Source organism: Rhizobium sp. NXC14, assembly GCF_002117485.1.
GTDB lineage: Bacteria > Pseudomonadota > Alphaproteobacteria > Rhizobiales > Rhizobiaceae > Rhizobium.
Map to the genome: position 1 here is coordinate 133,167 of NZ_CP021032.1, position 21,213 is coordinate 154,379.

19 protein-coding genes and 1 pseudogene are annotated in these 21,213 nt (G+C 61.5%); 12 read left to right on the plus strand and 8 right to left on the minus strand.

Annotation, left to right across the window (positions count from 1 at the left end):
* Positions 1–39 precede the first annotated feature (39 nt).
* Positions 40–966 carry an SMP-30/gluconolactonase/LRE family protein gene (locus NXC14_RS24890; protein ID WP_085780705.1) on the minus strand — a complete coding sequence of 309 codons (927 nt, stop codon included), beginning with the start codon at positions 964–966 and terminating at the stop codon, positions 40–42.
* 220 nt (positions 967–1,186) lie between these two features.
* Here NXC14_RS24890 and NXC14_RS24895 point away from each other — a divergent pair, with 220 nt between their 5' ends.
* Complete coding sequence (locus NXC14_RS24895; protein ID WP_085780706.1) at positions 1,187–2,260, plus strand: LacI family DNA-binding transcriptional regulator; 1,074 nt, start codon at positions 1,187–1,189, stop codon at positions 2,258–2,260.
* A gap of 13 nt (positions 2,261–2,273) precedes the next feature.
* Here the strand turns inward: NXC14_RS24895 and NXC14_RS24900 are convergent, their stop codons facing one another.
* Both NXC14_RS24900 and NXC14_RS24905 read right to left on the minus strand, forming a co-directional pair.
* Positions 2,274–3,305 carry an L-idonate 5-dehydrogenase gene (locus NXC14_RS24900; RefSeq protein WP_085780707.1) on the minus strand — a complete coding sequence of 344 codons (1,032 nt, stop codon included), beginning with the start codon at positions 3,303–3,305 and terminating at the stop codon, positions 2,274–2,276.
* Between the two features lie 10 nt (positions 3,306–3,315).
* Positions 3,316–4,257, minus strand: a complete 942-nt coding sequence (locus tag NXC14_RS24905) for a 2-hydroxyacid dehydrogenase (RefSeq protein ID WP_085780708.1) — start codon at positions 4,255–4,257, stop codon at positions 3,316–3,318.
* 136 nt (positions 4,258–4,393) lie between these two features.
* Between NXC14_RS24905 and NXC14_RS24910 the strand changes: the two genes are divergently transcribed.
* From NXC14_RS24910 to NXC14_RS24950, 9 genes and pseudogenes are all read left to right on the plus strand, one after another.
* Positions 4,394–5,158, plus strand: a complete 765-nt coding sequence (locus NXC14_RS24910) for an SDR family oxidoreductase (RefSeq protein WP_064695139.1) — start codon at positions 4,394–4,396, stop codon at positions 5,156–5,158.
* A 13-nt stretch (positions 5,159–5,171) separates the two neighbouring features.
* Positions 5,172–5,729 (plus strand): gluconokinase, encoded by a 558-nt coding sequence (locus NXC14_RS24915; protein WP_085780709.1) that lies wholly within the window; start codon positions 5,172–5,174, stop codon positions 5,727–5,729.
* Positions 5,719–6,612, plus strand: coding sequence for an NAD(P)-dependent oxidoreductase (locus NXC14_RS24920; RefSeq protein ID WP_085780710.1), 894 nt, complete (start codon positions 5,719–5,721; stop codon positions 6,610–6,612). Before NXC14_RS24915 ends, NXC14_RS24920 begins: the two co-directional genes overlap by 11 nt.
* Positions 6,613–6,709: 97 nt before the next feature.
* Positions 6,710–8,206, plus strand: coding sequence for a sugar ABC transporter ATP-binding protein (locus tag NXC14_RS24925; RefSeq protein WP_085780711.1), 1,497 nt, complete (start codon positions 6,710–6,712; stop codon positions 8,204–8,206).
* An 18-nt stretch (positions 8,207–8,224) separates the two neighbouring features.
* The gene (locus NXC14_RS24930; protein ID WP_085780712.1) at positions 8,225–9,262 is read left to right on the plus strand and encodes an ABC transporter permease; all 1,038 of its coding nucleotides are present in this window, start codon (positions 8,225–8,227) and stop codon (positions 9,260–9,262) included.
* Between the two features lie 50 nt (positions 9,263–9,312).
* On the plus strand, positions 9,313–10,410 hold the full coding sequence (locus tag NXC14_RS24935; RefSeq protein WP_085780713.1) for a substrate-binding domain-containing protein: 1,098 nt from the start codon (positions 9,313–9,315) through the stop codon (positions 10,408–10,410).
* Between the two features lie 95 nt (positions 10,411–10,505).
* The gene (locus NXC14_RS24940) at positions 10,506–10,844 is read left to right on the plus strand and encodes a hypothetical protein (protein WP_085780714.1); all 339 of its coding nucleotides are present in this window, start codon (positions 10,506–10,508) and stop codon (positions 10,842–10,844) included.
* 320 nt (positions 10,845–11,164) lie between these two features.
* Positions 11,165–12,236: pseudogene (locus tag NXC14_RS24945) on the plus strand (LLM class flavin-dependent oxidoreductase).
* 646 nt (positions 12,237–12,882) lie between these two features.
* The gene (locus NXC14_RS24950) at positions 12,883–14,856 is read left to right on the plus strand and encodes a methyl-accepting chemotaxis protein (protein ID WP_085780715.1); all 1,974 of its coding nucleotides are present in this window, start codon (positions 12,883–12,885) and stop codon (positions 14,854–14,856) included.
* 78 nt (positions 14,857–14,934) lie between these two features.
* Here NXC14_RS24950 and mctP read toward each other — a convergent pair whose 3' ends face one another.
* From mctP to NXC14_RS24975, 5 genes are all read right to left on the minus strand, one after another.
* Positions 14,935–16,410, minus strand: a complete 1,476-nt coding sequence (gene mctP, locus NXC14_RS24955; protein WP_085780716.1) for a sodium:solute symporter family monocarboxylate transporter — start codon at positions 16,408–16,410, stop codon at positions 14,935–14,937.
* Entirely contained in the window at positions 16,400–16,597 is a 198-nt protein-coding gene (locus NXC14_RS24960; RefSeq protein ID WP_085780717.1) for a DUF3311 domain-containing protein, read from the minus strand. The genes mctP and NXC14_RS24960 overlap by 11 nt, the downstream gene beginning before the upstream one ends.
* A gap of 245 nt (positions 16,598–16,842) precedes the next feature.
* On the minus strand, positions 16,843–17,514 hold the full coding sequence (locus NXC14_RS24965; RefSeq protein ID WP_085780718.1) for a response regulator transcription factor: 672 nt from the start codon (positions 17,512–17,514) through the stop codon (positions 16,843–16,845).
* On the minus strand, positions 17,511–18,896 hold the full coding sequence (locus tag NXC14_RS24970; protein WP_085780719.1) for a cache domain-containing protein: 1,386 nt from the start codon (positions 18,894–18,896) through the stop codon (positions 17,511–17,513). Before NXC14_RS24970 ends, NXC14_RS24965 begins: the two co-directional genes overlap by 4 nt.
* Before the next feature lie 84 nt (positions 18,897–18,980).
* Entirely contained in the window at positions 18,981–19,445 is a 465-nt protein-coding gene (locus tag NXC14_RS24975) for an Lrp/AsnC family transcriptional regulator (protein WP_064807195.1), read from the minus strand.
* 162 nt (positions 19,446–19,607) lie between these two features.
* Here NXC14_RS24975 and NXC14_RS24980 point away from each other — a divergent pair, with 162 nt between their 5' ends.
* Together NXC14_RS24980 and NXC14_RS24985 are read left to right on the plus strand one after the other, a co-directional pair.
* Positions 19,608–20,387: an ATP-binding cassette domain-containing protein gene (locus tag NXC14_RS24980; RefSeq protein WP_085780720.1), complete on the plus strand. Its 780-nt coding sequence runs from the start codon at positions 19,608–19,610 to the stop codon at positions 20,385–20,387.
* 49 nt (positions 20,388–20,436) lie between these two features.
* Positions 20,437–21,210, plus strand: coding sequence for a transporter substrate-binding domain-containing protein (locus NXC14_RS24985; protein ID WP_085780721.1), 774 nt, complete (start codon positions 20,437–20,439; stop codon positions 21,208–21,210).
* Positions 21,211–21,213: the final 3 nt, after the last annotated feature.

Sequence of the window (21,213 nt, forward strand, 5' to 3'; positions counted from 1 at the left end):
AAGCGCGGCCGCCCGGAAGTGCAGCCGCGCTGCATGAGTTTACCCCGGTCTCGACCCATTGGCCGTGAGATAAACGGCGTAGAGAGACGTAGTCCCGGTGATAAAGAGGCGGTTCAATTTCTCTCCGCCGAAAGTCACGTTGGAGACGATCTCGGGAATATGAATCTTGCCCAGCAGCGTGCCATCCGGATCATAGGCGTGCACGCCGTCCGCCGCACTTGTCCAGATCCTGCCCTTCCGGTCCACGCGAAACCCATCGAACATGCCGACAGTACATTCTGCGAACACGCCGAGGTCGCTCAGCGTCCCGTCGCCTGATACCGCGAGCTTTCGGATATGACGCGGACCCCCCGGCAAGTGCGATGCACCGGTGTCGGCGACGTAGAGAACCGACTCGTCGGGCGAGAAAGCCAGACCGTTCGGCTTGATGAAATCCGACGTCATCTGATCGGTCACGCCAGTTTCCGGATCATGTCGGTAGACATGGCATCCGCCGATTTCCTCTTCGCCATAGTCGCCTTCATAGTCGTGAAGTATGCCGTAGCTCGGATCGGTAAACCAGATTGTGCCGTCGGACTTGACGGTCACATCATTCGGAGAATTGAGCCGCCTGCCCGCGATCCGGTCGGCGAGCACGCTGACCTTGCCGTCGAACTCCGTCCGGGTGACCCGGCGTGCCAGATGCTCGCAGGTGATCAGCCGGCCCTGATTATCGACGGTGTTGCCGTTCGAGTTGTTGCTGGGCGAACGGAAGACGGAGGTATGTCCGCTGGTATCGTCGTAGCGCATCATGCGGTTGTTCGGGATATCCGAGAAGACCAGATAGCGTCCGGCGGCAAACCAGGCCGGTCCCTCCAGCCAGCGGCCGCCCGTCCAGAGGCGTTCGACCCGAGCATGGCCGACGAAGCAGCTTTCAAAGCGCGGGTCGAGGACCTCGAACCCGGTACCTTCGATTTCACCGAACATAAGTCTTCCTCCTCAGGATTGTTATCGATATCATAATGCTCGGATTTCGGAGATTCGTATAGCCGGCAAGGCGCCGGTAACCTAGCAATTTCGGTGAGAAGCAGGCTTTTCCGGCTGTAGAACCGCATACTTCTTGGATAAAATCGATTGTGCGATGATAGCGATAACTTTATCGTGTGCTGAATTATACAATTCCGACGTTGTTTGAAAGCGGAGAGCAGTGAAAAACGACGATGAGCCAAAGGTCAAGCGCCTCAAGGCTGGAGACGCCCAAAAGCTGACGATGGCTGAGGTCGCCAAATATGTCGGCGTATCGGCCATGACCGTTTCGCGCGCCTTTCGCCAGGATGCAAGTGTTTCCGAAGAAACGCGAAAGCGCATCATGGAAGCCGTCGACGCGCTCGGCTACGTGCTGGATCTCTCCGCCGGCAGTCTTTCCTCGCGGCGCAGCGGCTTCATCGCGGCGCTGGTGCCCTCCATCAACAATTCGAATTTCTCCGACACCGCCCGTGGCATTACCGATGCACTGGAGAATACCGGCCTTCAGCTTCTTCTCGGCTATACCGACTATTCCGCCGAGAAAGAAGAAAAACTGATCGAGGCGATGCTGCGCCGGCGTCCCGAAGGCATCATCCTGACAGGCGGTTCGCATACCGACCGTGCGAGGCGCATGCTCGATAAGGCAGGCATTCCGGTGGTGGAAACCTGGGAGCTTCCGGAGGAGCCGATCAACCATGTCGTCGGCTTTTCCAATAGCGAGGCGATGTCGCTGCTAGTGCGGACGCTGGCCAGCCAGGGCTATCGGAGGTTCGGCTATATCGGCGGAACGACGGCGCGCGATACGCGCGGCAGCCAGCGGCGAAGCGGTTTCCTGAAGACGGTCGAGGAACTGGGCCTCGGGCCGGGCCGGGCGATTTCCTTCGGCGTACCGCCGATCACCATGGAACAGGGCGGTCAGGCGATTATGAGCCTGCTGGAGCGCTGGCCGGACACGGAAGTGGTTCTCTGCGTCTCCGACCTTTCCGCCTTCGGTGCGATCATGGAATGCAAGCGCAGGGGAATGAAGGTGCCGGGAGATATCGCCATTGCCGGCTTCGGCGACTACGAGATCTCGTCAGTCTGTCATCCCAGTATCACCACGATCAATGTCGACTGTTACGGCATCGGCCGGCAGGCCGCCGTCCGCCTGCTCGATGCCCTGCAAGGCAGCGGCGAGGCGACCGGCGACGAGATCACATTGACGAGCTACAGAGTCGTGCTGCGCGAAAGCACCGATCGCAGCGGTGCCTCATAGTTAGGCACCGGCGTTAGAAGGCGATCTGCACCTTCATCGACTTGCTGCGGTCGCTTGCCAGTTCGAAAGCGGCGACGGCCTCGTCGATTGCGAAGACGCCTGTCAGCAGCGGCTTCAGATCGACGCGGCGCGCGTTGATCAGCTCGACGGCGAGCCCGAACTCCTCGTGAAAGCGGAATGTGCCGCGCATCTCGATTTCCTTTGCAACGATCATGTTTTGCGGAATGGAGACATCGCCGCCAAGGCCGAGTTGCACGAGAACGGCACGGGGCTTCAGCACCTCAAGGCCGGCGCGCACGGCCCGTTCATTGCCCGACGCCTCGAACATGACATCGAAATATCCCTTGTCAGCGCCGTAAGCGGCAAGGTCGGATGCATGCGTGGCAACGTTGATCGTGCGATCGGCGCCGCTGGTGCGGGCGATCGTCAGAACGCTGTCGGTGACGTCGGTCGCGGCGATTTCACGGGCGCCGAGAACGCGGGCGGCCACGATCGCCAGCATCCCGATCGGACCGCAGCCGGTGACCAGCACCCGCTTGCCGAGCAGCGATCCGGCGCGGCTTGCCGCATGCAGCGTGACGGCAAAGGGTTCGGCGAAGGCGGCCTCATGAATAGAAATGCCGTCGGCGACCTTGTGGCATTGCCAGCGCTCCGCCACCAGCCGCTGGCGGAAGCCGCCCTGAATGTGCGGCATGGGCATGGCGCTGCCGTAGAATCGCATGTTCAGGCAGTGGTTCTGCTGTCCCTTCAGGCAATATTGGCAATGGCTGCACGGCCGGCTCGGGGAAACCGCGACGCGGTCTCCAATGGCAAGGTCGCTCACGCCGGCACCCAGCGCCTTGACTGTGCCGGCGATTTCGTGGCCGAGGATCATCGGTTCGCGCAGCCGAACGGTGCCGAAGCCGCCGTGATTGTAATAATGCAGATCGGAACCGCAGATGCCGCCGGCTTCGATGGCAACCTCCACCTGCCCCGGTCCTGCAATCTCCGCTTCGCGCTCTTCGACCCTGAGGTCCTTTGCAGCGTGAATGACGATGGCTTTCATGTCGAACTCCTCACACGACCGGCGTCGGAAGCGCGCGACCGGCAAAATGCGCGGCGAGATTGTCTCTGACCAGTTTGCCCATGGCCCTGCGGGTCTCGATGGTGCCGGAGCCGTGATGGGGCTGCAGCACGACGTTCGGCAGCGTCAGGAAGCGCGCATCGATTTTCGGCTCGTTGAGGAAAACGTCAAGGCCGGCGGCCTGGATGGTGCGGTTCTGAAGCGCTGCGATCAGCGCTTCCTCGTCGACGGTCGTTCCGCGCGAAACATTGATCAGCATGCCTTCCGGACCGAGCGCTTCCAGCACCTCGGCGTTGATGATCTTCATGGTCGCGGCCCCTCCGGGAACGATGACGATCAGGAAGTCGGCCCAATTGGCAAGCGCGACCAGATTGGCTTCATAGCCATAGGCGACATCCTGGTCCCTATTGCGGGCGAAATAAGAGATGTCGCAGCCGAAAGCGGCAGCCCGCTTGGCGATCGCCTTGCCGATCCGCCCCATGCCGACGATCCCGACCTTCTTGCCGGAAACCCGCGTTACCAGCGGCATGGGTACGTTGCCCCACTGGCCGGTGCGGACGAAAACGTCGGCCTGCGGAATCTGGCGTGCCGTGGAAAGCAGCAGTCCGATCGCGATATCGGCGACGTCTTCCGTCAGCACGTCAGGTGTATTCGTCACGCGAATGCCGTTGGCGCGGGCATAGGAGAGGTCGATCGCGTCGGTGCCGACGCCGTAGCAGGAAACGATCTCCAGCTTCGGCAGTTGCTTCATCAGCTCGGCGGAAGCGCCGAGTTCCCCGCGCGTCGCGATGGCGCGGATATTGCTGCCGACTTTTGAAATCAGTTCCTGCCGATCTGCGGCTTCCCACAGGCGGTGGACGCGGTAGCTCGCCTCCAGATCGACCATGTCCCACTCTGGATAGGCCCCGACCATCAAGATGTCTACGTCAGGCATTGCGTTCTTCGTCTCGCATTTTGGCTGTTGATTATGTTATCGATAACATATAATTCGAGATAGGGATGTCAAGTGAGTTTCACCGCAAGTGGCGGTATAAGCCGTCATTCGCCGCGACACCGGAGGAGTGATTTGCATGAAGAACCTGTTTGATCTGACCGGGCAGCTTGCCCTGATCACCGGCTCGAGCCAGGGGATCGGTTATGCGCTGGCCGAGGGCCTGGCGCAGCATGGCGCCGAGGTCGTCATCAACGGCCGCACGCCCGAAAGCGTCAAACGCGCAGTCGAAAGCCTCAAGGCTCAAGGTCTTTCTGCCCATGCGGCGATCTTCGACGTCACCAGCAAGGACGCTGCTGCGCAGGGTATCGCCGCGATCGAAGCCGATATCGGTCCGCTCGACATCCTGATCAACAATGCCGGCATGCAGTTCCGCACGCCGCTGGAAGATTTCCCGGCGGACAAATGGGAATTGCTGCTGACCACCAATATTTCCAGCGTGTTTTACGTCGGCCAGGCGGCCGCCAAAGCCATGATCGCCCGTGGGCATGGCAAGATCATCAACATCGCCTCGGTTCAGAGCGAGCTCGCCCGTCCGGGCATAGCTCCCTATACGGCGACCAAGGGCGCGGTGCGGAATCTGACCCGCGGTATGTGCGCCGACTGGGCCAAGCACGGCCTGCAGATCAACGCGATTGCGCCGGGCTACTTCAAGACGCCGCTCAACCAGGCGCTCGTCGATAATCCGGAATTCTCGTCCTGGCTCGAAAAGCGGACGCCGGCCGGACGCTGGGGCAATGTCGAGGAACTGGTAGGTGCCGCCGTCTTCCTTTCGGGACGCGGTTCGTCCTTCATCAACGGCCACACGCTTTATGTCGACGGCGGCATCACCACCTGCCTCTAAGGGAGGCGAGACGATGGACGTTGAGAAAGAGGCACTGCCCTTTGCCGTGGTTGTCATGGGCGTCAGCGGTTGCGGCAAATCTTCGGTTGGCGAGCGCCTCGCCGGTCGCAACGGCATGTTATTTGTGGAAGGTGACCAGCTCCATCCCCCGCGCAATGTCGAGAAGATGGCGAAGGGAATACCGCTCACCGATGAAGATCGCCTGCCGTGGCTCGACCGGATCGGTGAGGAATTAAGGGCGGCGCAAAAGGCGTCGCAGGGATTGGTGATTTCCTGTTCGGCGCTGAAGAGAAGTTATCGGGATAGGCTGCGGCAGGCGGCCGATGGGCCCCTGGCCTTTATTTTCCTGGAGGGGTCGCGTGATCTGCTGTTGTCGCGGATGCAGGCCCGTCAGGGCCACTTCATGCCGGCTTCGCTGCTCGACAGCCAGCTGCAGACGCTGGAGCCGCCGATCGGGGAGCGCGGTGTCGTGACGGTGGCGATCGATATGGCTTTGGAAGATATGGTGGCGCTGGCTTGTGAGGGGCTGCGAGGCGTGGCCGTCAAGGGAGGAGATTATCATGCGGGATGACCACAGAGCAGATGTCGCCGTCATCGGCGCGGGCATCATGGGAGCGGCGATCGTCACGCGATTGATCGAGACCGGCCACAAAGTATCGGTTTTCGATCTCGATACTGAAAAGGTCGCGGCGTTGGCAGCCAAGGGCGCCCACGGGGCCGCTTCGGTGGAGGATGCGGTCTCGCGGTCGGAATTCTGCGTCCTCAGCCTCAATCACGCAAATATCGTCCGCGCCGTCGTCTTCGGCGAGAAGGGGGTTGCGGCGGCGGCAAGCGCTGACAAGCTGCTGATCGATATGTCTTCGATCGACCCCGCCGAGACCGCCGACATGGCGAAGCGGCTGCGGGGGGAAACGGGCATGGCATGGGTGGATTGCCCGCTTTCGGGCGGTGTGCCCGGTGCCCTCGGCGGAAAGCTGACGATCATGGCCGGTGGCAGCTCCGAGGATTTCGAGCGGGCGCGCGTGGTGATGCGGCATCTTGCCGCCAATTATACGCTGATGGGCGCATCCGGCGCCGGGCAGACCACCAAGCTGATCAACCAGCTGTTCTGCGCCGTGCTGTTCCAGTCGGTCGCTGAAGCCGTCAAGCTGGCGGAAGCCGGCGGTGTCGATCCCTCCGCCATTCCGGCCGCCCTTGCCGGCGGCAGGGCGGACAGCCGGATATTGCAGGAATTCATGGCGAAATTCGCCGCCCGGGATTTCTCGCCGACAGGCAGGATCGACAACATGCTGAAGGATTTGGACTCGCTTCAGGCCTTTGCACTGAGGACAAAAACGCCGCTGCCGATGACGGGCGCGGTGGTGGAGATTCATCGCCTGCTTTGCGCTGCCGGCCTTGGGCCGAAGGACTCTGCCGAGATGATGCGCCTGCTCGACGGATTTGCCGCCGACTGACCTCATTTCAGGCCGGGGAGATTGTCACTTTCCGCTTGACTAATCGGCCGATGTTATCGATAACATGACGACAGCTGCAGCTTTGGGAGGAGCCACAGTGGAAGCCAAGAGACTGCTGGAGTTCCAATCGATCACCAAAAGCTTCGGCGGCACGCAGGCGCTGCGTGACGTCTCGATCGACCTGCGCGAGGGCGAGATCCTGGCGCTGCTCGGCGAAAACGGCGCCGGGAAATCGACGCTGATCAAGACCCTGGCCGGCATCTACAAGCCCGATAACGGCGACATCCTGTTTCGCGGCCAGAGCTACCATCATCGCCCGCCGAAGCCGAACGAGCGGCAGCCGGTGGCTTTTATCCATCAGGATCTCGGCTTGATCGAGTGGATGACGGTCAGCGAGAATATGGGCCTGTCGCAGGGCTTCTCGATGCGCCGGGGTCTGATCGACTGGAACAGGACGCAGGCGCGCGCGAAAGAGGCCTTGAAGCTGGTCGGCTGCGATTTCGATCCGACGACGCGGGTCTCGGCCCTGTCGCGCACCGAAAAATCCCTGGTCGCCATTGCCCGCGCGCTTGCCGTCGAAGCCGACGTTCTGGTGCTTGACGAGCCGACGGCGAGCTTGCCCGCCGACGAAGTCGATCGGCTGTTCAACGCGATCCGTCCCCTGAAGGAGCGCGGCGTCGGCATGATCTACGTCTCCCACAGGCTGGACGAGATTTTCCGCATCGCCGATCGCGTCGCCGTCCTGCGCGACGGATGCATGGTCGGGCAGAAGCCGGTCAGCGAGACCACTCCCGACGAACTCGTGACAATGATCATCGGCCGCAGCGGCGACGGTCTCTTTTCGAAGACCGAGATCAAGCCCGGCAAGGCGATCGTCAAGGTGCGCGATCTCGTCTGCGCCGGCACGAGCCCGATATCGTTCGATATAAGACAGGGCGAACTTCTGGGCCTCGCCGGCCTGCGCGGCGCCGGTCAGGAACGGATCGGCCGGGCGCTGTTCGGCTGCGAACCTTTCGGCGGCACGATCCTGCTGCATGACCAAACTCCGGACCTTTCGAGCCCGCTAAGCGCAATGGCGTCGGGCATCGGATTGATCGCCCGCGACCGGACGGAGGAATCCGTCGCGCTCTCGCTGTCCATTCGGGAAAATACCTATATCAACCCCGGCGCAGTCGGACGCGGGCTTTTTTCCTTCCTGTCTCCGCGCGGCGAAGCCGACCTTGCCCATGCGATCGGCCAGTCCGTCGGCCTCAGGCCGAACGATCCGGATCTGCCGGTGGAAGCTCTATCGGGCGGCAACCAGCAGAAGGTCGTCGTTGGCCGCTGGCTGGCGACCGGCCGGAAGCTGCTGATCGCCGAAGATCCGACCGCCGGAGTCGACATCGGCGCGCGTGCGGAAATCTACCGCCTGATCACGCAGGCGCTGGAAGCTGGTCTCGCAGTCGTCGTGGTCTCGACGGACTTCGAGGAAATCGCCCATATCTGCCACCGCGCGCTGGTTTTCTCGCGCGGCAAAATCGTCAGCGAACTGACTGGAAGCGCCCTGACGACGGAGGCGGTGATAACGGCCGCATCCGCATCGGAAGCTGCTTGAGCCATCGGGAGAACAGCCATGCAATCCATTGAATCCACCGCGCTGGAGCCGACCAAGAGCGAAATGGCCGGCTTGTCCGCCGGACAGAAGATCGGGCGCCTGATTCCGGTTTATGGACTGGTGATCCTGACAGTCGGCCTGATCCTGCTCTTTTCGATCATGCTGCCGGATACGTTTCCGACGGTCCTGAATGTCCGCTCGATCGTCTCCGACAAGGCGATCATCGCGCTTCTGTCGCTGGCCGCGATGATCCCGATGGCCTCGGGCCGCGACCTGACCGTGGGTTACGGCATCGTGCTCTGGCACATTCTCGCCATCAGCCTGCAGACGGTCTACGGCCTTCCCTGGCCGGTCGCCGTCCTCATCGTTCTCGCGCTTGGCGTCCTCACCGGCTTCATCAACGGTCTGCTCGTCGAGGTCGCCAAGATCGACAGCTTCATCGCCACCCTCGGCACCGGTACGGTCCTTTATGCGCTTGCCCTTTGGCACACCGGCGGCCGGCAGGTGGTCGGCGTCCTGCCTGAAGGTTTCTACGCGCTGAACGGCACCATGCTGTTCGGCCTGCCAATTACCGGCTTCTACGTGCTGCTGATCGCGATCTGCATGTGGATCGTGCTCGAATACCTGCCGATCGGCCGTTATCTCTATGCCATCGGCGCCAATCCCAAGGCCGCGGCCCTCAACGGCATTCCCGTCCGCAAATTCGTGATGGGCGCATTCGTCACGTCAGGCCTGCTGGCGGCCCTGACCGGGGTCCTGCTGGCCTCGAAGCTGCGCATCGGCCAGGCGAGCGTCGGCCTCGAATATCTGCTGCCGGCTCTCGTCGGCGCTTTCCTTGGGTCGACGACGATCAAGCCGGGACGGGTGAATGTCTGGGGCACCTTGATCGGCGTCATCATCCTGGCGGTGGGGATATCTGGAATTCAGCAATTCGGCGGATCGTTCTTCGTCGAACCGCTGTTCAACGGCGTGACCCTGCTGATTGCCATCGGCATCGCAGGCTACGCCCAGCGCAAGCGCGGAGCTGTGAGGAGGATCACACCCGCATCCAAATGAGGATGCCGGCCCGGCCGGCGTTTCATAACAAACAAAATGGAGGAGTGAACATGAAGCGCAGGACCTTATTGCAGGCAACGGTCGCAACCGTCGCCGTTATGCTGAGCATGCCGGCACTGGCCGATTCCATGGCCGACGCCAAAGCCGTGGTCGAGAAATATGCCTCCAAGGTGAGCGCATGGGATGGCCCGACGAGCGGCCCCAAAGGCGCCACCGGAAAGAACATCGTCATTCTTGCAGCCGATATGAAAAACGGCGGTATCCTCGGCGTCGCCAATGGCGTGCAGGAAGCGGCCAGCGCGCTCGGCTGGACGGTGAAAGTGCTCGACGGCGCTGGTTCGATCGGCGGCCGGACGGCGGCCTTCGGCCAAGCCATGGCGCTGAAGCCCGATGGCATCATCATCAACGGCTTTGACGCCGTCGAGCAGAAGCCGGCAATGGAATCGGCAAAGGCTGCCGGCATTCCGATGGTCTCCTGGCACGCCGCCTCGGCCGTCGGCCCGGTTCCCGAAGTCGGCGTCTTCGCCAACGTCACCACCGATGCGATGGAAGTATCGAAGTCCGCGGCCGATTGGGCCTTCGCCGATGCCGGCGGCAAGCCGGGCGTCATCATCTTCACCGACTCGACCTATGCGATCGCTATCGCCAAGGCCGACCGCATGAAGAAGGAGATCGAGGATCTCGGCGGCACGGTGCTCGAATATGTCGACACGCCGATCGCCGAAACCTCCCAGCGCATGCCGCAGCTGACCACGTCGCTTCTGCAGAAGTACGGCGCCAAGTGGACGCATTCGCTGGCGATCAACGACCTCTATTACGACTTCATGGGACCGTCGCTCGCCTCTGCCGGCATTCCAGGCGACGGAAAGCCGGTCAACGTCGCCGCGGGTGACGGTTCGGAGAGCGCCTATCAGCGCATTCGCGCCAAGCAGTATCAGGCCGTCACGGTCGCCGAGCCGCTCAACCTCCAGGGCTGGCAGCTCGTCGACGAACTGAACCGCGCTTTTGCGGGTGCGCCGTGGTCGGGCTACGTGTCGCCGCTGCACGTGGTGACCAGCGCGAACGTCGAATTCGACGGCGGGCCGAAGAACAGCTTCGATCCCGATAACGGCTATCGCGATCAATACAAGAAAATCTGGGGCAAATAAGCCTTCCCAAGGGCGTATCTGCGGATACGCCCTTACCCCCGCTGACACCACGCCAATATCGATCCAGCTCCGGCGAGTTTTGGAAAAGAGAACCCATGATCATTCGTTATGCTTTGTTTGAAGGCGAAATCCATCCCGGCCGAGAAGAGGAATTCCGCGCCTTTGTCAGGCAGCGGCTCGTCCCTCTCTGGACGAAATTTCCGGGCGCCGAGGAAGTCCGGGTGCTTGACGGAATGGAGCGCGACGAAGGCGCTCCTGTCTATGCCATGGCTCTCGCCATACGTTATCCCGATATGGATGCGGTCAATGCAGCGCTTCGCTCCCATGTGCGCTTCGAGAGCCGCGAGGTCACCGGCGAACTCCTGCAGCTCTTCACCGGCAAGGTGCATCACCACGTCTTCCAGGCCAACGAATACCCGCCGGCCATTGCCTGACCGCCGGGCATTTTCCGCGCCGACTGGAGCGACGGACGCTGCCCGGCCGTAAGATCGAGAACAGCGATCGAACAATTTTAAAGCGCCTGCGAACGAGCGTTCCAGGCGCTTTTCCTATTGGGACGCTGCCAAGCCCGCGGGCACCGGCCTTTGGCACAATTTTTCATCAGCGCCGCTATTATTAATTTAAATAGTCTACTGATTTAGTGGGCAATGCTCCATCTTACCTCGCATGGCGCCGGCGAAGCAGATAGCTGCATGATCTACCAGGCCGCCTTATTTGGTCTTCTTCTTCCAACCACGCAGATCCGCAGCATCGCATGAGCACTGATCCCGAATTTCTCTGGTATATTCCGAACGACGTCAGGCCCGGCCATCGCGGCGATTCCGCCGTCGACAATCACAACAGCCTGGATACGCTGACCAGCCATGCGAAGGCGCTTGAGGAGCACGGCTGGAAGGGCGCGCTCATCGGCACCGGCTGGGGCCGTCCCGACACGTTCACCGTCGCGGCCTCGCTCGCGGCGCGCACCACCACCTTCGAGCCGCTGATTGCGATCCGCCCGGGTTATTGGCGGCCGGCAAATTTCGCGTCCGCAGCGGCGACGCTCGACCATCTGACCGGCGGCCGGGTGCGGATCAACATCGTCTCGGGCAAGGACAACCTGTCGGCTTACGGCGACAGCGAGGGCGATCAGGCGCATCGTTATAGCAGGACGAGGGAGTTCATGCGGCTGGTGCGCAGGTTATGGACCGAAGAAAACGTCACCTCCGCGGGAGAGCATTTCCGGGTTGCCGAATCCACCGTGGTGCCGCGCATCGAGGTTCGCGGGCGACCGCCGGCACCCGAAACTCTATTTTGGTGGCGCATCCGAGGCGGCCGAACGGGTGGCGGCGGCCGAGGCCGATGTCCAGCTTTTCTGGGGCGAGCCGCTCGATGGTGTCCGCGAGCGGATAGATCGGCTCAAGGGACTGAGCCGGGACCTCGACCGCGACCTTCCACCGTTGGAATTCGGGCTGCGGATAACGACGCTGGTTCGGGACACGACGGATGAGGCATGGGCCGATGCCGAGGCGAAAGTCGCCGAGATGGCGAAGAACAAAGGCGCCGGCTGGCACGATCACCAGGGTGCACTTGCCGTGGGCCAGCAGCGGCTGCTCGCTCTTCACGAGCGCGGCCACGTGCTCGACGATAATCTCTACACCGCGCCGGGCAAGTTCGGCGGCGGCGGGGCCGGCACCACTTGGCTGGTCGGCTCGGCGGAAGAGGTCGCCCGTTCACTGCGCAAATATCAGGAACTGGGAATCACGCATTTCGTGCTTTCGGATACGCCTTACCTCTCCGAGATCAAGCGTCAGGGCGATCAGCTTCTGCCGCTGCTGCGTGGCTGACCCCGCTGATGGGCAATTCCATGAGCACACGATGTCGGATCGTTGCAGCACATTGTTGCGGCCGGAATTGTAGGCGACGTAGAGTCGGCGCCAAGCATCGTTTGCGCTGCCGCAGTGCATCCGAAGTGACTCGCGATTTCCGTCCGGCGTTCCCCGGATCATTGTCCGAGTGCAAGGCGGCGAAAGAGTTGAGCGCCGAATTTACAACAGCAGATGTCGGCCGTTGCTGTGAAACAACTTAGCATACTCTTCCCGCATGGCGGCGGTGCAAGAAATGCGCACACGATATACGAAAAACGCAGCTTACTGGCTCTCTGCCGCCTCCGTTTACATTCTCTAAAATATATTCCCCTAAATTTTTAGGATATCGGGAAGGCGTTCTCAGGATCGTCACCTACGCCATGACGGCGAGCCGGGCTTCCGAAATCTTGCACGAAATCGACGATGTTACTTTCCGCGCCTCCTGGGCATTGGCACGGCCGTTCCCGGACAATGTACAGTGCATGCGAAGTGGCATGTCGGGCGCGAACAGTGCCTCGGGACGTGTTCGGGTACGGATCAAGGACCGCACGCTTGAATGAGGAGTCGCGAGCGATCCTGATGTCCCAGCGACTTTTGACAACCTCGCCAACCATGGAGAGTGCCAATGAACAGCATTAAGAATTTCGGGATCGCGGTGCGTCTCACCCTCGGCTTCAGCTTCCTGGTTCTGCTGATGGCCGGCCTGGCCATCTATTCGGCGGTAGAGGTCGCGAAGATCAACAGCGATCTTGAAACGATCAATGACGTCAACAGCGTCAAGCAACGCTTTGCCATCAACTATCGCGGCAGCGTGCATGATCGGGCGATCGCCATCCGCGACGTGACCCTGGTGACCTCGGCGGATGAACGCAAGGCCGCCGAGGCGCTGATCGATAAGCTCGCGGCCACTTATGCCGAGAATGAAAAGCGCATGGCCGACATGGTTGCATCCCCGGCAGGTGCCACGGATCAGGAAAAAGCTATTCTCAACGAGATTGCCGGCATTCAGGCGAAAACCAATCCTCTGGTCGCCGAGATCATCGCGCTGCAGGAGAAGGGCGACGGCGAGGCGGCGCGCAAGATCCTGCTCGAACAGGCCCGTCCGGCTTTCGTGCAGTGGCTCGGCGCCATCAATAAATTCATCGACTATCAGGAAGCGCTGAACAAAACGATCGGCGGTAAGGTTCGCAGTTCGGCAAGCGGGTTCAAGCCGATCGTGCTGACGGCGCTGGGGATCGCGGCTCTTCTCTCTATTTTCGCTGCCGTCATCACATCCCGTACGATCATCGGTCCGCTGGCAAAACTCCAGCTTTCGCTAAAAGCGATGGCGGAAGGCAATCTCGACGGCGACCGTCGCCTCGAAGCGCGCGGCGACGAGATCGGCAAGCTCGCGCGCGCCGTGGCCAGCTTGCGTGACGCGATTTCAGCGAAGGCGGAACGGCAAGCCGATGCGGAAAGCAAGCGGGCTGTCGCGGAGCGGCAACGCCTCGAGCAGGATGCCAGCGAACGCCGCACCCTTGCGGAGCAAACGGACCAGGCTGTCGGCCGGCTTGGGGACGCCTTGCAGGCCCTGGCAGACGGCGACCTCACGCAGCAGATCGACACGCCGTTCATTCCGTCCCTGGAAAAGCTCCGCGCCGATTTCAATGCCGCGGTCGAAAAGCTCCGTGCCGCCATGCAGAAGGTTTCTCAGAACGCCAGTGCCATCGCGGCCGGCGCACAGGAGATCCGGTCGGCCTCGGACGATCTCGCCAAGCGGACCGAACAGCAGGCCGCTTCCGTCGAGGAAACCGCCGCTGCTCTGGAAGAGATCACGACCACTGTCGCCGACTCCAGCCACAGGGCTCAGGAAGCCGGGCAGCTCGTCCGCAAGACCAAGGACAATGCGGAACGCTCGGGCAGCGTCGTTCGCGATGCGGTCGACGCCATGGGCAAGATCGAATCTTCCGCCACCGAGATCGGAAGCATCATCGGCGTCATCGACGAGATCGCCTTCCAGACCAACCTGCTGGCGCTGAATGCCGGCGTCGAAGCCGCCCGCGCCGGTGAAGCCGGCAAGGGCTTTGCCGTCGTCGCCCAGGAAGTGCGCGAATTGGCGCAGCGTTCCGCCAAGGCGGCAAAGGAGATCAAGGAACTGATCAACGCTTCGAACGGCCATGTGAAGAGCGGCGTCGCCCTCGTCGGCGAGACCGGAAAGGCCTTGCAGGAGATTGCCGCGCAGGTGCAGCAGGTCGACGGCAATGTCGGCGCGATCGTCGGCGCTTCGCAGGAACAGGCGACGGGGCTGAAAGAAATCAACGCCGCTGTCAACAGGATGGATCAGGGGACGCAGCAGAACGCCGCCATGGTGGAGGAAGCGACAGCTGCCGCCCATAACCTCGCCAAGGAAGCCGATGCGCTGTTCCAGTTGCTCAGCCAGTTCAATATCGGCGGAGCGGTGGCATCAAGGCGCATGACGCCGCCCGCCGCGGCAGCGCAGCACGCTCAACCTGTCGCCTCGCCCGCTCGGCAGATGATCGCGAAGATCGGCAAGTCGTTCCAGGGCGGCGCGGCGGTCCAGGGGAACGCGGCATTGGCGGGCGATTGGGAAGAATTCTGATCGCGGAAGCACTCCTGCGCCCCTGCCATAATTTGAAATGAGGAAGGGCAGCGTTTGCTGCCCTTCGCGTTTTCGTGCCTACGCCCGAGCCGGGGCCCTGGCTGGAAGCAGGGCGTTGAACACGACTGCAACCGCGATGTTTGCCGCCAGCGCCAGCAGGCCGGTATAGACGGTGAAGGGTTCGCCGCCGAGGCTGATCAGATGCAGAGGCTTCCAGCCGGCATCCCAGACCAGGAAGGTGCCGCCGCAGAAGCCGACGAACCAGCCGGCAAGCAGGCCGGGTGCACGGAACCAGCCGGTGTAGAGACCGAAGACCAGCGCCGGGAGCGTCTGCAGGATCCAGATGCCGCCGAGCAGTTGCAGGTCGAGGGCAAACTGCGTCGGCAGGAAAAGGATGACGAGAAGCGCGCCGACCTTGACCACCAGCGATGTCACCTTAGCGACCTTGGCCTCGCCTGCATCGCTGACTTTGGGATCGACATAGGCCTTCCAGAAGTTGCGGGTGAAGAGATTGGCCGCGCCAATGCTCATCACCGCCGCCGGCACCAGTGCGCCGATGGCGATCGCGGCAAAGGCGAAGCCGGAGAACCAGCCCGAAAACAGCGTCTTGAACAGCGTGGGAACGACGTCGTTCGCACTGTCAAGCTTCAGGTTGGCGGCATGGCCCATATAGCCGAGCAGCGCCAGAAGGCCGAGCAGCAGCGTATAGGCCGGCAGCATGATCGCATTCTTGCGGATCGTCTTGCCGCTGTTGGAGGCAAAGATGCCTGTCAGCGTATGCGGATACATGAAGGCCGCAAGCGCCGAGCCCAGAGCGAGCGTGGCATAGGCGACGTACTGATTGCCGCCCAGCAGCAGGTTGCCGGAGCCCTTGGCCTGGAAGGCCGCATCGGCCGAGGCGAAGACATTGGCGTAGCCGCCGAGCTTCGACGGGATCAGCGCGACCGCGGCGATCACCACGATATAGATCATGATGTCCTTGACGAAGGCGATCAAGGCGGGCGCGCGCAGGCCCGCCGAGTAGGTATAGAGCGCCAGCACGATGAAGGCGATCGCCAGCGGCAATTCGCCATGCAGTCCGAGCGCCTTCAGGACCGCCGTCATGCCGACGAGCTGCAGGGCGATGTAAGGCATGGTGGCGATGACGCCGGTCGCCGCGACGGCAAGCTCGAGACCGCGCGATCCATATTGACCATGGACGACGTCGGCTGCCGTCACATAGCCGAAATCCTTGGCACGTTTCCACAGCACCGGCATAACCATGAACACGAAGGGGTAGACGACGATCGTATAGGGCAGCGCGAAGAAGCCGTAGGCGCCGACCGTGTAGACCAGCGCCGGGACGGCGATCACGGTATAGGCCGTATAGAAATCGCCGCCGACGAGGAACCAGGTAATCCAGGTACCGAAGTTGCGTCCGCCGAGACCCCATTCATCGATATGAGCCAGCGTCTCGGGCTTGCGCCAGCGGCTGGCGACGAAACCCATGACGGTGACGAGGGCGAAAAAGAAGATGAAGACGGCAAGCGCCGTGACGTTGATGTCAGTCGTCATGGCGAACACTCCGGTAGGCGATCCAGGTCAGCGTCGCTGTGATCGGTACCCAGAGAAGCTGATACCAATAGAAGAAGGGAAAGCCGAAAAGCGACGGCTCGCGGAGATTGTAGAATGGCGGCCAGAGCAGCCCTATGTACGGGATGATAAGCAGCCAGAGCGCTGCCTTGCTATGTGGTCTTTCCATGTCGGGTACCTTTCAGGCGCCGCGGGGGGCGGTCGCCATGTTCCAGTTGTCGGCGTGGAAGGCGGGTCTGTCAGCCGCAGGCCGCGGCGAGCCCGGTTCGGATCGCTCGACCTTTCCAGCCGATCGAAAGCTAATGTAACGCATATGAATTCCTCCCAACGACTGACACTTGGCCAGCCGCGGATGGAGTCCTATGGCGTCGGTCTTGTCGTCACAAGATGGCCGCGGGGCGGAAATGCCGGCGTCTACCCAGAAGTGGGTAGGCTAGGGTTTCCGCTGACTTTTGAGACGATACCGTGGTCGAGCGCGTAACGGATGAGGCCGGCCGTGGTGGTGATGCCGAGCTTCTTCTTGAGGTTCTTTCGGTGCGTTTCCGCCGTGGCGGAGGTTATTCCGAGCGCTTCGGCAATCTTCCTGTTGCTCCTGCCGGCAACGATCAGTCCTAGAATGTCGCGCTCGCGAGGCGTCAGGGGATCGCTGCCCTCGTTTGCGCGTTCGCCCATCAGCGCGTCGAAGACCCCCGAGGAGAAATAGGTGCCTCCATCAGCCACGGTCTCGATGGCCGCAACGATCTCGTCCGTCGAAACATCTTTGAGCACGTAGCCGGCTGCTCCATGCATGACCGACGAGGATATATACTCCCGGCTGTCATGCATGGAGAGCATTACGACCCGGGCTTGGGGAAGCTCGTTCCTGAACAGTTCGATCGCATCGATGCCGCTGAGTTTCGGCATGTTGATATCCATCAACACCACCTGCGGCTGGATCTGCCGGGCGATTTCGAGACCCGTTTGCGCGAGCCCGGCGGTACCGGCGACTTCGATATGGTCGAATGTTTCCAACACCGCTTTCAACCCGTCCAGCACCAGCGGATGGTTGTCGACCAGGAGAACCCTGATTTTCGCGCGTTCATTCATGCGGCTTCCGCCTGCTTGCCGGCGGGCAGATTGGCCGATCTCGGCATCATCGCCGTCAGCGTCGTGCCGGACTCGCTGCTGTTGATGAGCAACAGCCCGCGGAAGTGGGCCATGCGCTCCTGCATGTTGCGCAGCCCGAGACCCGATCCGCCGGATCCGCCGTCCTTGCTGCCGTCGAAGCCGGTGCCGTTGTCCGAAATCGTCATGCGGGCGCGGCCGCCGTCGCTCCACAGCTTGACCGAAAGCTTCGAGGCGCCCGAGTGTCGCTCGACATTGTTGAAGGCCTCTTGGGCGACGCGGTAGAGGGCGGTGTTGGCTTCCGCCTTCAGCATGCCATTAAAGCCCGAGGCGTCGATATCAGCCTCGATCCCCGTCCGTTCGGCGAAGTGATGACAGAGAGCCTCGAGCGCCGCGGTCAGGCCGAGATCGTCGAGCACGCGGGGGCGCAGATCGTGCGAGAGCAGCCTTATTTCCTTGATGGCGCCGTTCAGCGCCTCGACGCCGCGCTCGATGGTCAGCGCCGCATCGTCGACATTGGTCCTGACCTTGCGGCCGGCGAAGTCCATTGCATATCGAACGCCGAGAAGGGTCTGCGAGATGCCGTCATGCAGCTCGCGCGCCAGCCGCGTGCGCTCCTCTTCCTGGGTGTCGATGACCCGCTGCGTCAGTTCCTTGAGGCGGCTGTCGGCCATGCGGCGCTCGTGGAAGGTCAGGAGCATGCAGGTCGTGAAGACGACGAGCACCGAGGGCACGGCAATCAGCGCGACGATGACGAAGGTTCGCCTGATGTTGGCGCGCATCACGGCGTTGGCGGCAGCACTCTGAGCAAAGACGTCGTCGAGATAGACGCCGGTTCCCACCACCCAGTGCCATTTGTCGAGGCTGACGACGAAGGAGAGCTTGTCGGCAATCTGTCCCGTGGAAGGTTTCTGCCATTTATATTGATGCAGGCCGCCGCCCGCCTTTGCCGTGGCGATAAGCTCGGCAATCACCTTGTCGCCGTCAGGATCGGTCAGGTCCAGCCAATTCTGGCCATGCCGGAAACTCTGGCGCGGATGGACGATATTGTTGCCGTCATAGTCGTAGACGAAGAAATAGCCATCCCTGCCATAGTCGAGAGAGGTCAGAATCCCAGCCACCCGCTGCTTGGCGGCTTCGTCGTCGGGGCCGGCTTTGTCGTAAATCGTCTGGATGGCGGACAAGGCAAGATTGGTCAGGTTGAGGATTTCGCCTTCCTTGGTCTTCAGCATGTTCTGTTCGAATGTGTCGATGCTGTTCTTGGCGAGATTTGCCGATTGCCAGGTGATGAAGGTGGTGATCGCAAGGATCGAAATGACGAGCGGGACGATCGCCAATGCGATGATCTGGTGTCGTAGGGTCAAGGCTCGTTCCTCCCGAAATGCGTCCGGAATTATGCCCTTTGTCCGACATGAGTCCAGCAGCTTGCCGGCGGTATGAGGTGATGGCTATTCCAGCGGCACGAACAGGCCGAGCTTGACGTCCCGCAGCACCACATTCGTATGCATGCGGCGGATCTGCGGATTGTCAGCCATAATCAGGGCGGCGATGTCGTCATAATGCTCGACGTCGCGGGCGGTCACGATCGCGATCAGATCTACCGCGCCCGTGACGTAATAGACCTGCTGGATATGATCCTGTTTTTCCGCCCAGACGCGGAACTTCGCCAAGGCGTCGTAATTGTCCCGCTCGATCTCCATCCCGACGATGAACACCATTGATGTCCCCGTCGCCTTCCGGTCGAGGACGGCGACCTCCGCCTTGATGATGCCCTCCTCGCGCAGCCGCTTCAGCCGCCGCTGCACGGCCGAGACCGACAAACCTACCCGCTCGGCGATCGTTTCGGCCTTCAGCTGGCAGTCGCGCTGAACGATATCGAGGATGTCACGGTCAAAACGATCCAGTTGTTCCATTATCCAGTCCATTTCGGCGTTTCGCGGCTCATGCGTTCTGCCTGATTCGCCGCATGAGAAAGATTATTTTGCACATTGAATGCAGAAGAGGCAGAAATTGCGCGAAAAAACCGCGCAACTTTATCATTATCCTTCGCAAACTCAGTTCAGCCGGACCCATGCATGTCGGATCAGCCCATTCCTGCTCTTCGCGTCGAAGATCTTCATAAAAGCTTCGGCTCGCAACAGGTTCTCAAGGGTATTTCGGCTGAGGCCCATAAGTCTGACGTCATCTCCATTATCGGCTCGTCTGGTTCTGGCAAGAGCACCTTCCTTAGATGCATCAATTTTCTGGAAACGCCGGATCGTGGCCGCATCGCCGTGAACGGTGAGGAGGTCGCTCTGAAAAGCGGCCGCGGCGGCCGGCTGCAGCCGCAGAGCTGGCGGCAGATCGAGCGGCTGCGAACCGGGCTCGGCATGGTTTTTCAGAGCTTCAATCTCTGGGCTCATCGGACCGTACTGGAAAACGTCATCGAGGCGCCGGTGCATGTCATGGGCGTTTCCAGGCGCGAAGCGATCGAAAAGGCGGAAGCCCTGCTGCACAAGGTCGGGCTCTTCGACAAGCGCGACGCCTATCCCGCCTTTCTCTCCGGCGGCCAGCAGCAGCGCGCGGCGATCGCAAGGGCGCTCTGCGTCGATCCCGCCGTCATGCTGTTCGATGAGCCGACATCGGCGCTCGACCCGGAGCTGGTCGGCGAGGTGCTGAAAGTCATTCGCGATCTGGCGGAAGAGGGCCGGACCATGCTGATCGTCACGCATGAAATGCGCTTCGCTCGCGATGTCTCGAGCCGCGTCCTCTTCCTGCACCAAGGGCGGATCGAGGAGGAAGGCCCGCCGGAACGCGTCTTCGGGGCCCCCGTCAGCGCCCGCTGCCGGGAGTTCACCCGCCTTAGCGCCCACTGATCACTGCATCGAGCCATTACCGACAACACGAACCAGGAGAATCCTGCGAATGAAACTGCTCCCCACGCTTTTCGCCGGCGTCGCATTTGCGCTTTCCGCAGTCGCGGCACAGGCCGAAGTCCGCTTCGGCGTCATGAACGAATCCTACCCGCCCTTCTTTGCCAAAGACGCCTCGGGCCAGTGGCAGGGATGGGAAATCGACCTGATGAATGCCGTCTGCGAAGAGATGAAGGAGAAGTGCTCGATCGTCGAGATCTCCTGGGACGGCCTCATTCCGGCTCTTGAGAGCAAGAAGTTCGACGTGATCTGGTCGTCGATGTCGAACACCGCGGAACGTTCGAAGGTGATCGACTTCACCGACAAATATTACAACACCCCGAGCACCCTAATCGGCCCCAAGGACCAGAAGCCGGGTGCCACGGCAGAGGATGTGAAGGGCAAGACCATCGGTATTCAAGTATCGACGATCCAGTCGGAATATTACAAGAAGTATTTTGCTGCCGTTGCCGAGGAAAAGACCTACCAGACGCTCGACGAAGCTTTCCAGGATCTCGCTTCCGGCCGCATCGACTATGTCTTCGGTGATTCCCTCGCGCTCGACGCTTTCCTGAAAAGCGATGCGGGCAAGGATTGCTGCGCCAATATGGGCGATGTCGCCGACGACAAGGAGATCCTGGGCGCTGGTGTTTCGGGTGGCCTGCGCAAGGAAGATACAGAGCTGAAAGCCAAGTTGAACAAGGCGATCGCTGCTGTTCGCGCCAACGGCCAATACGACGCAATCACCAAGAAATACTTCGATTTCGATATCTATGGCGCGAAGTAAGCG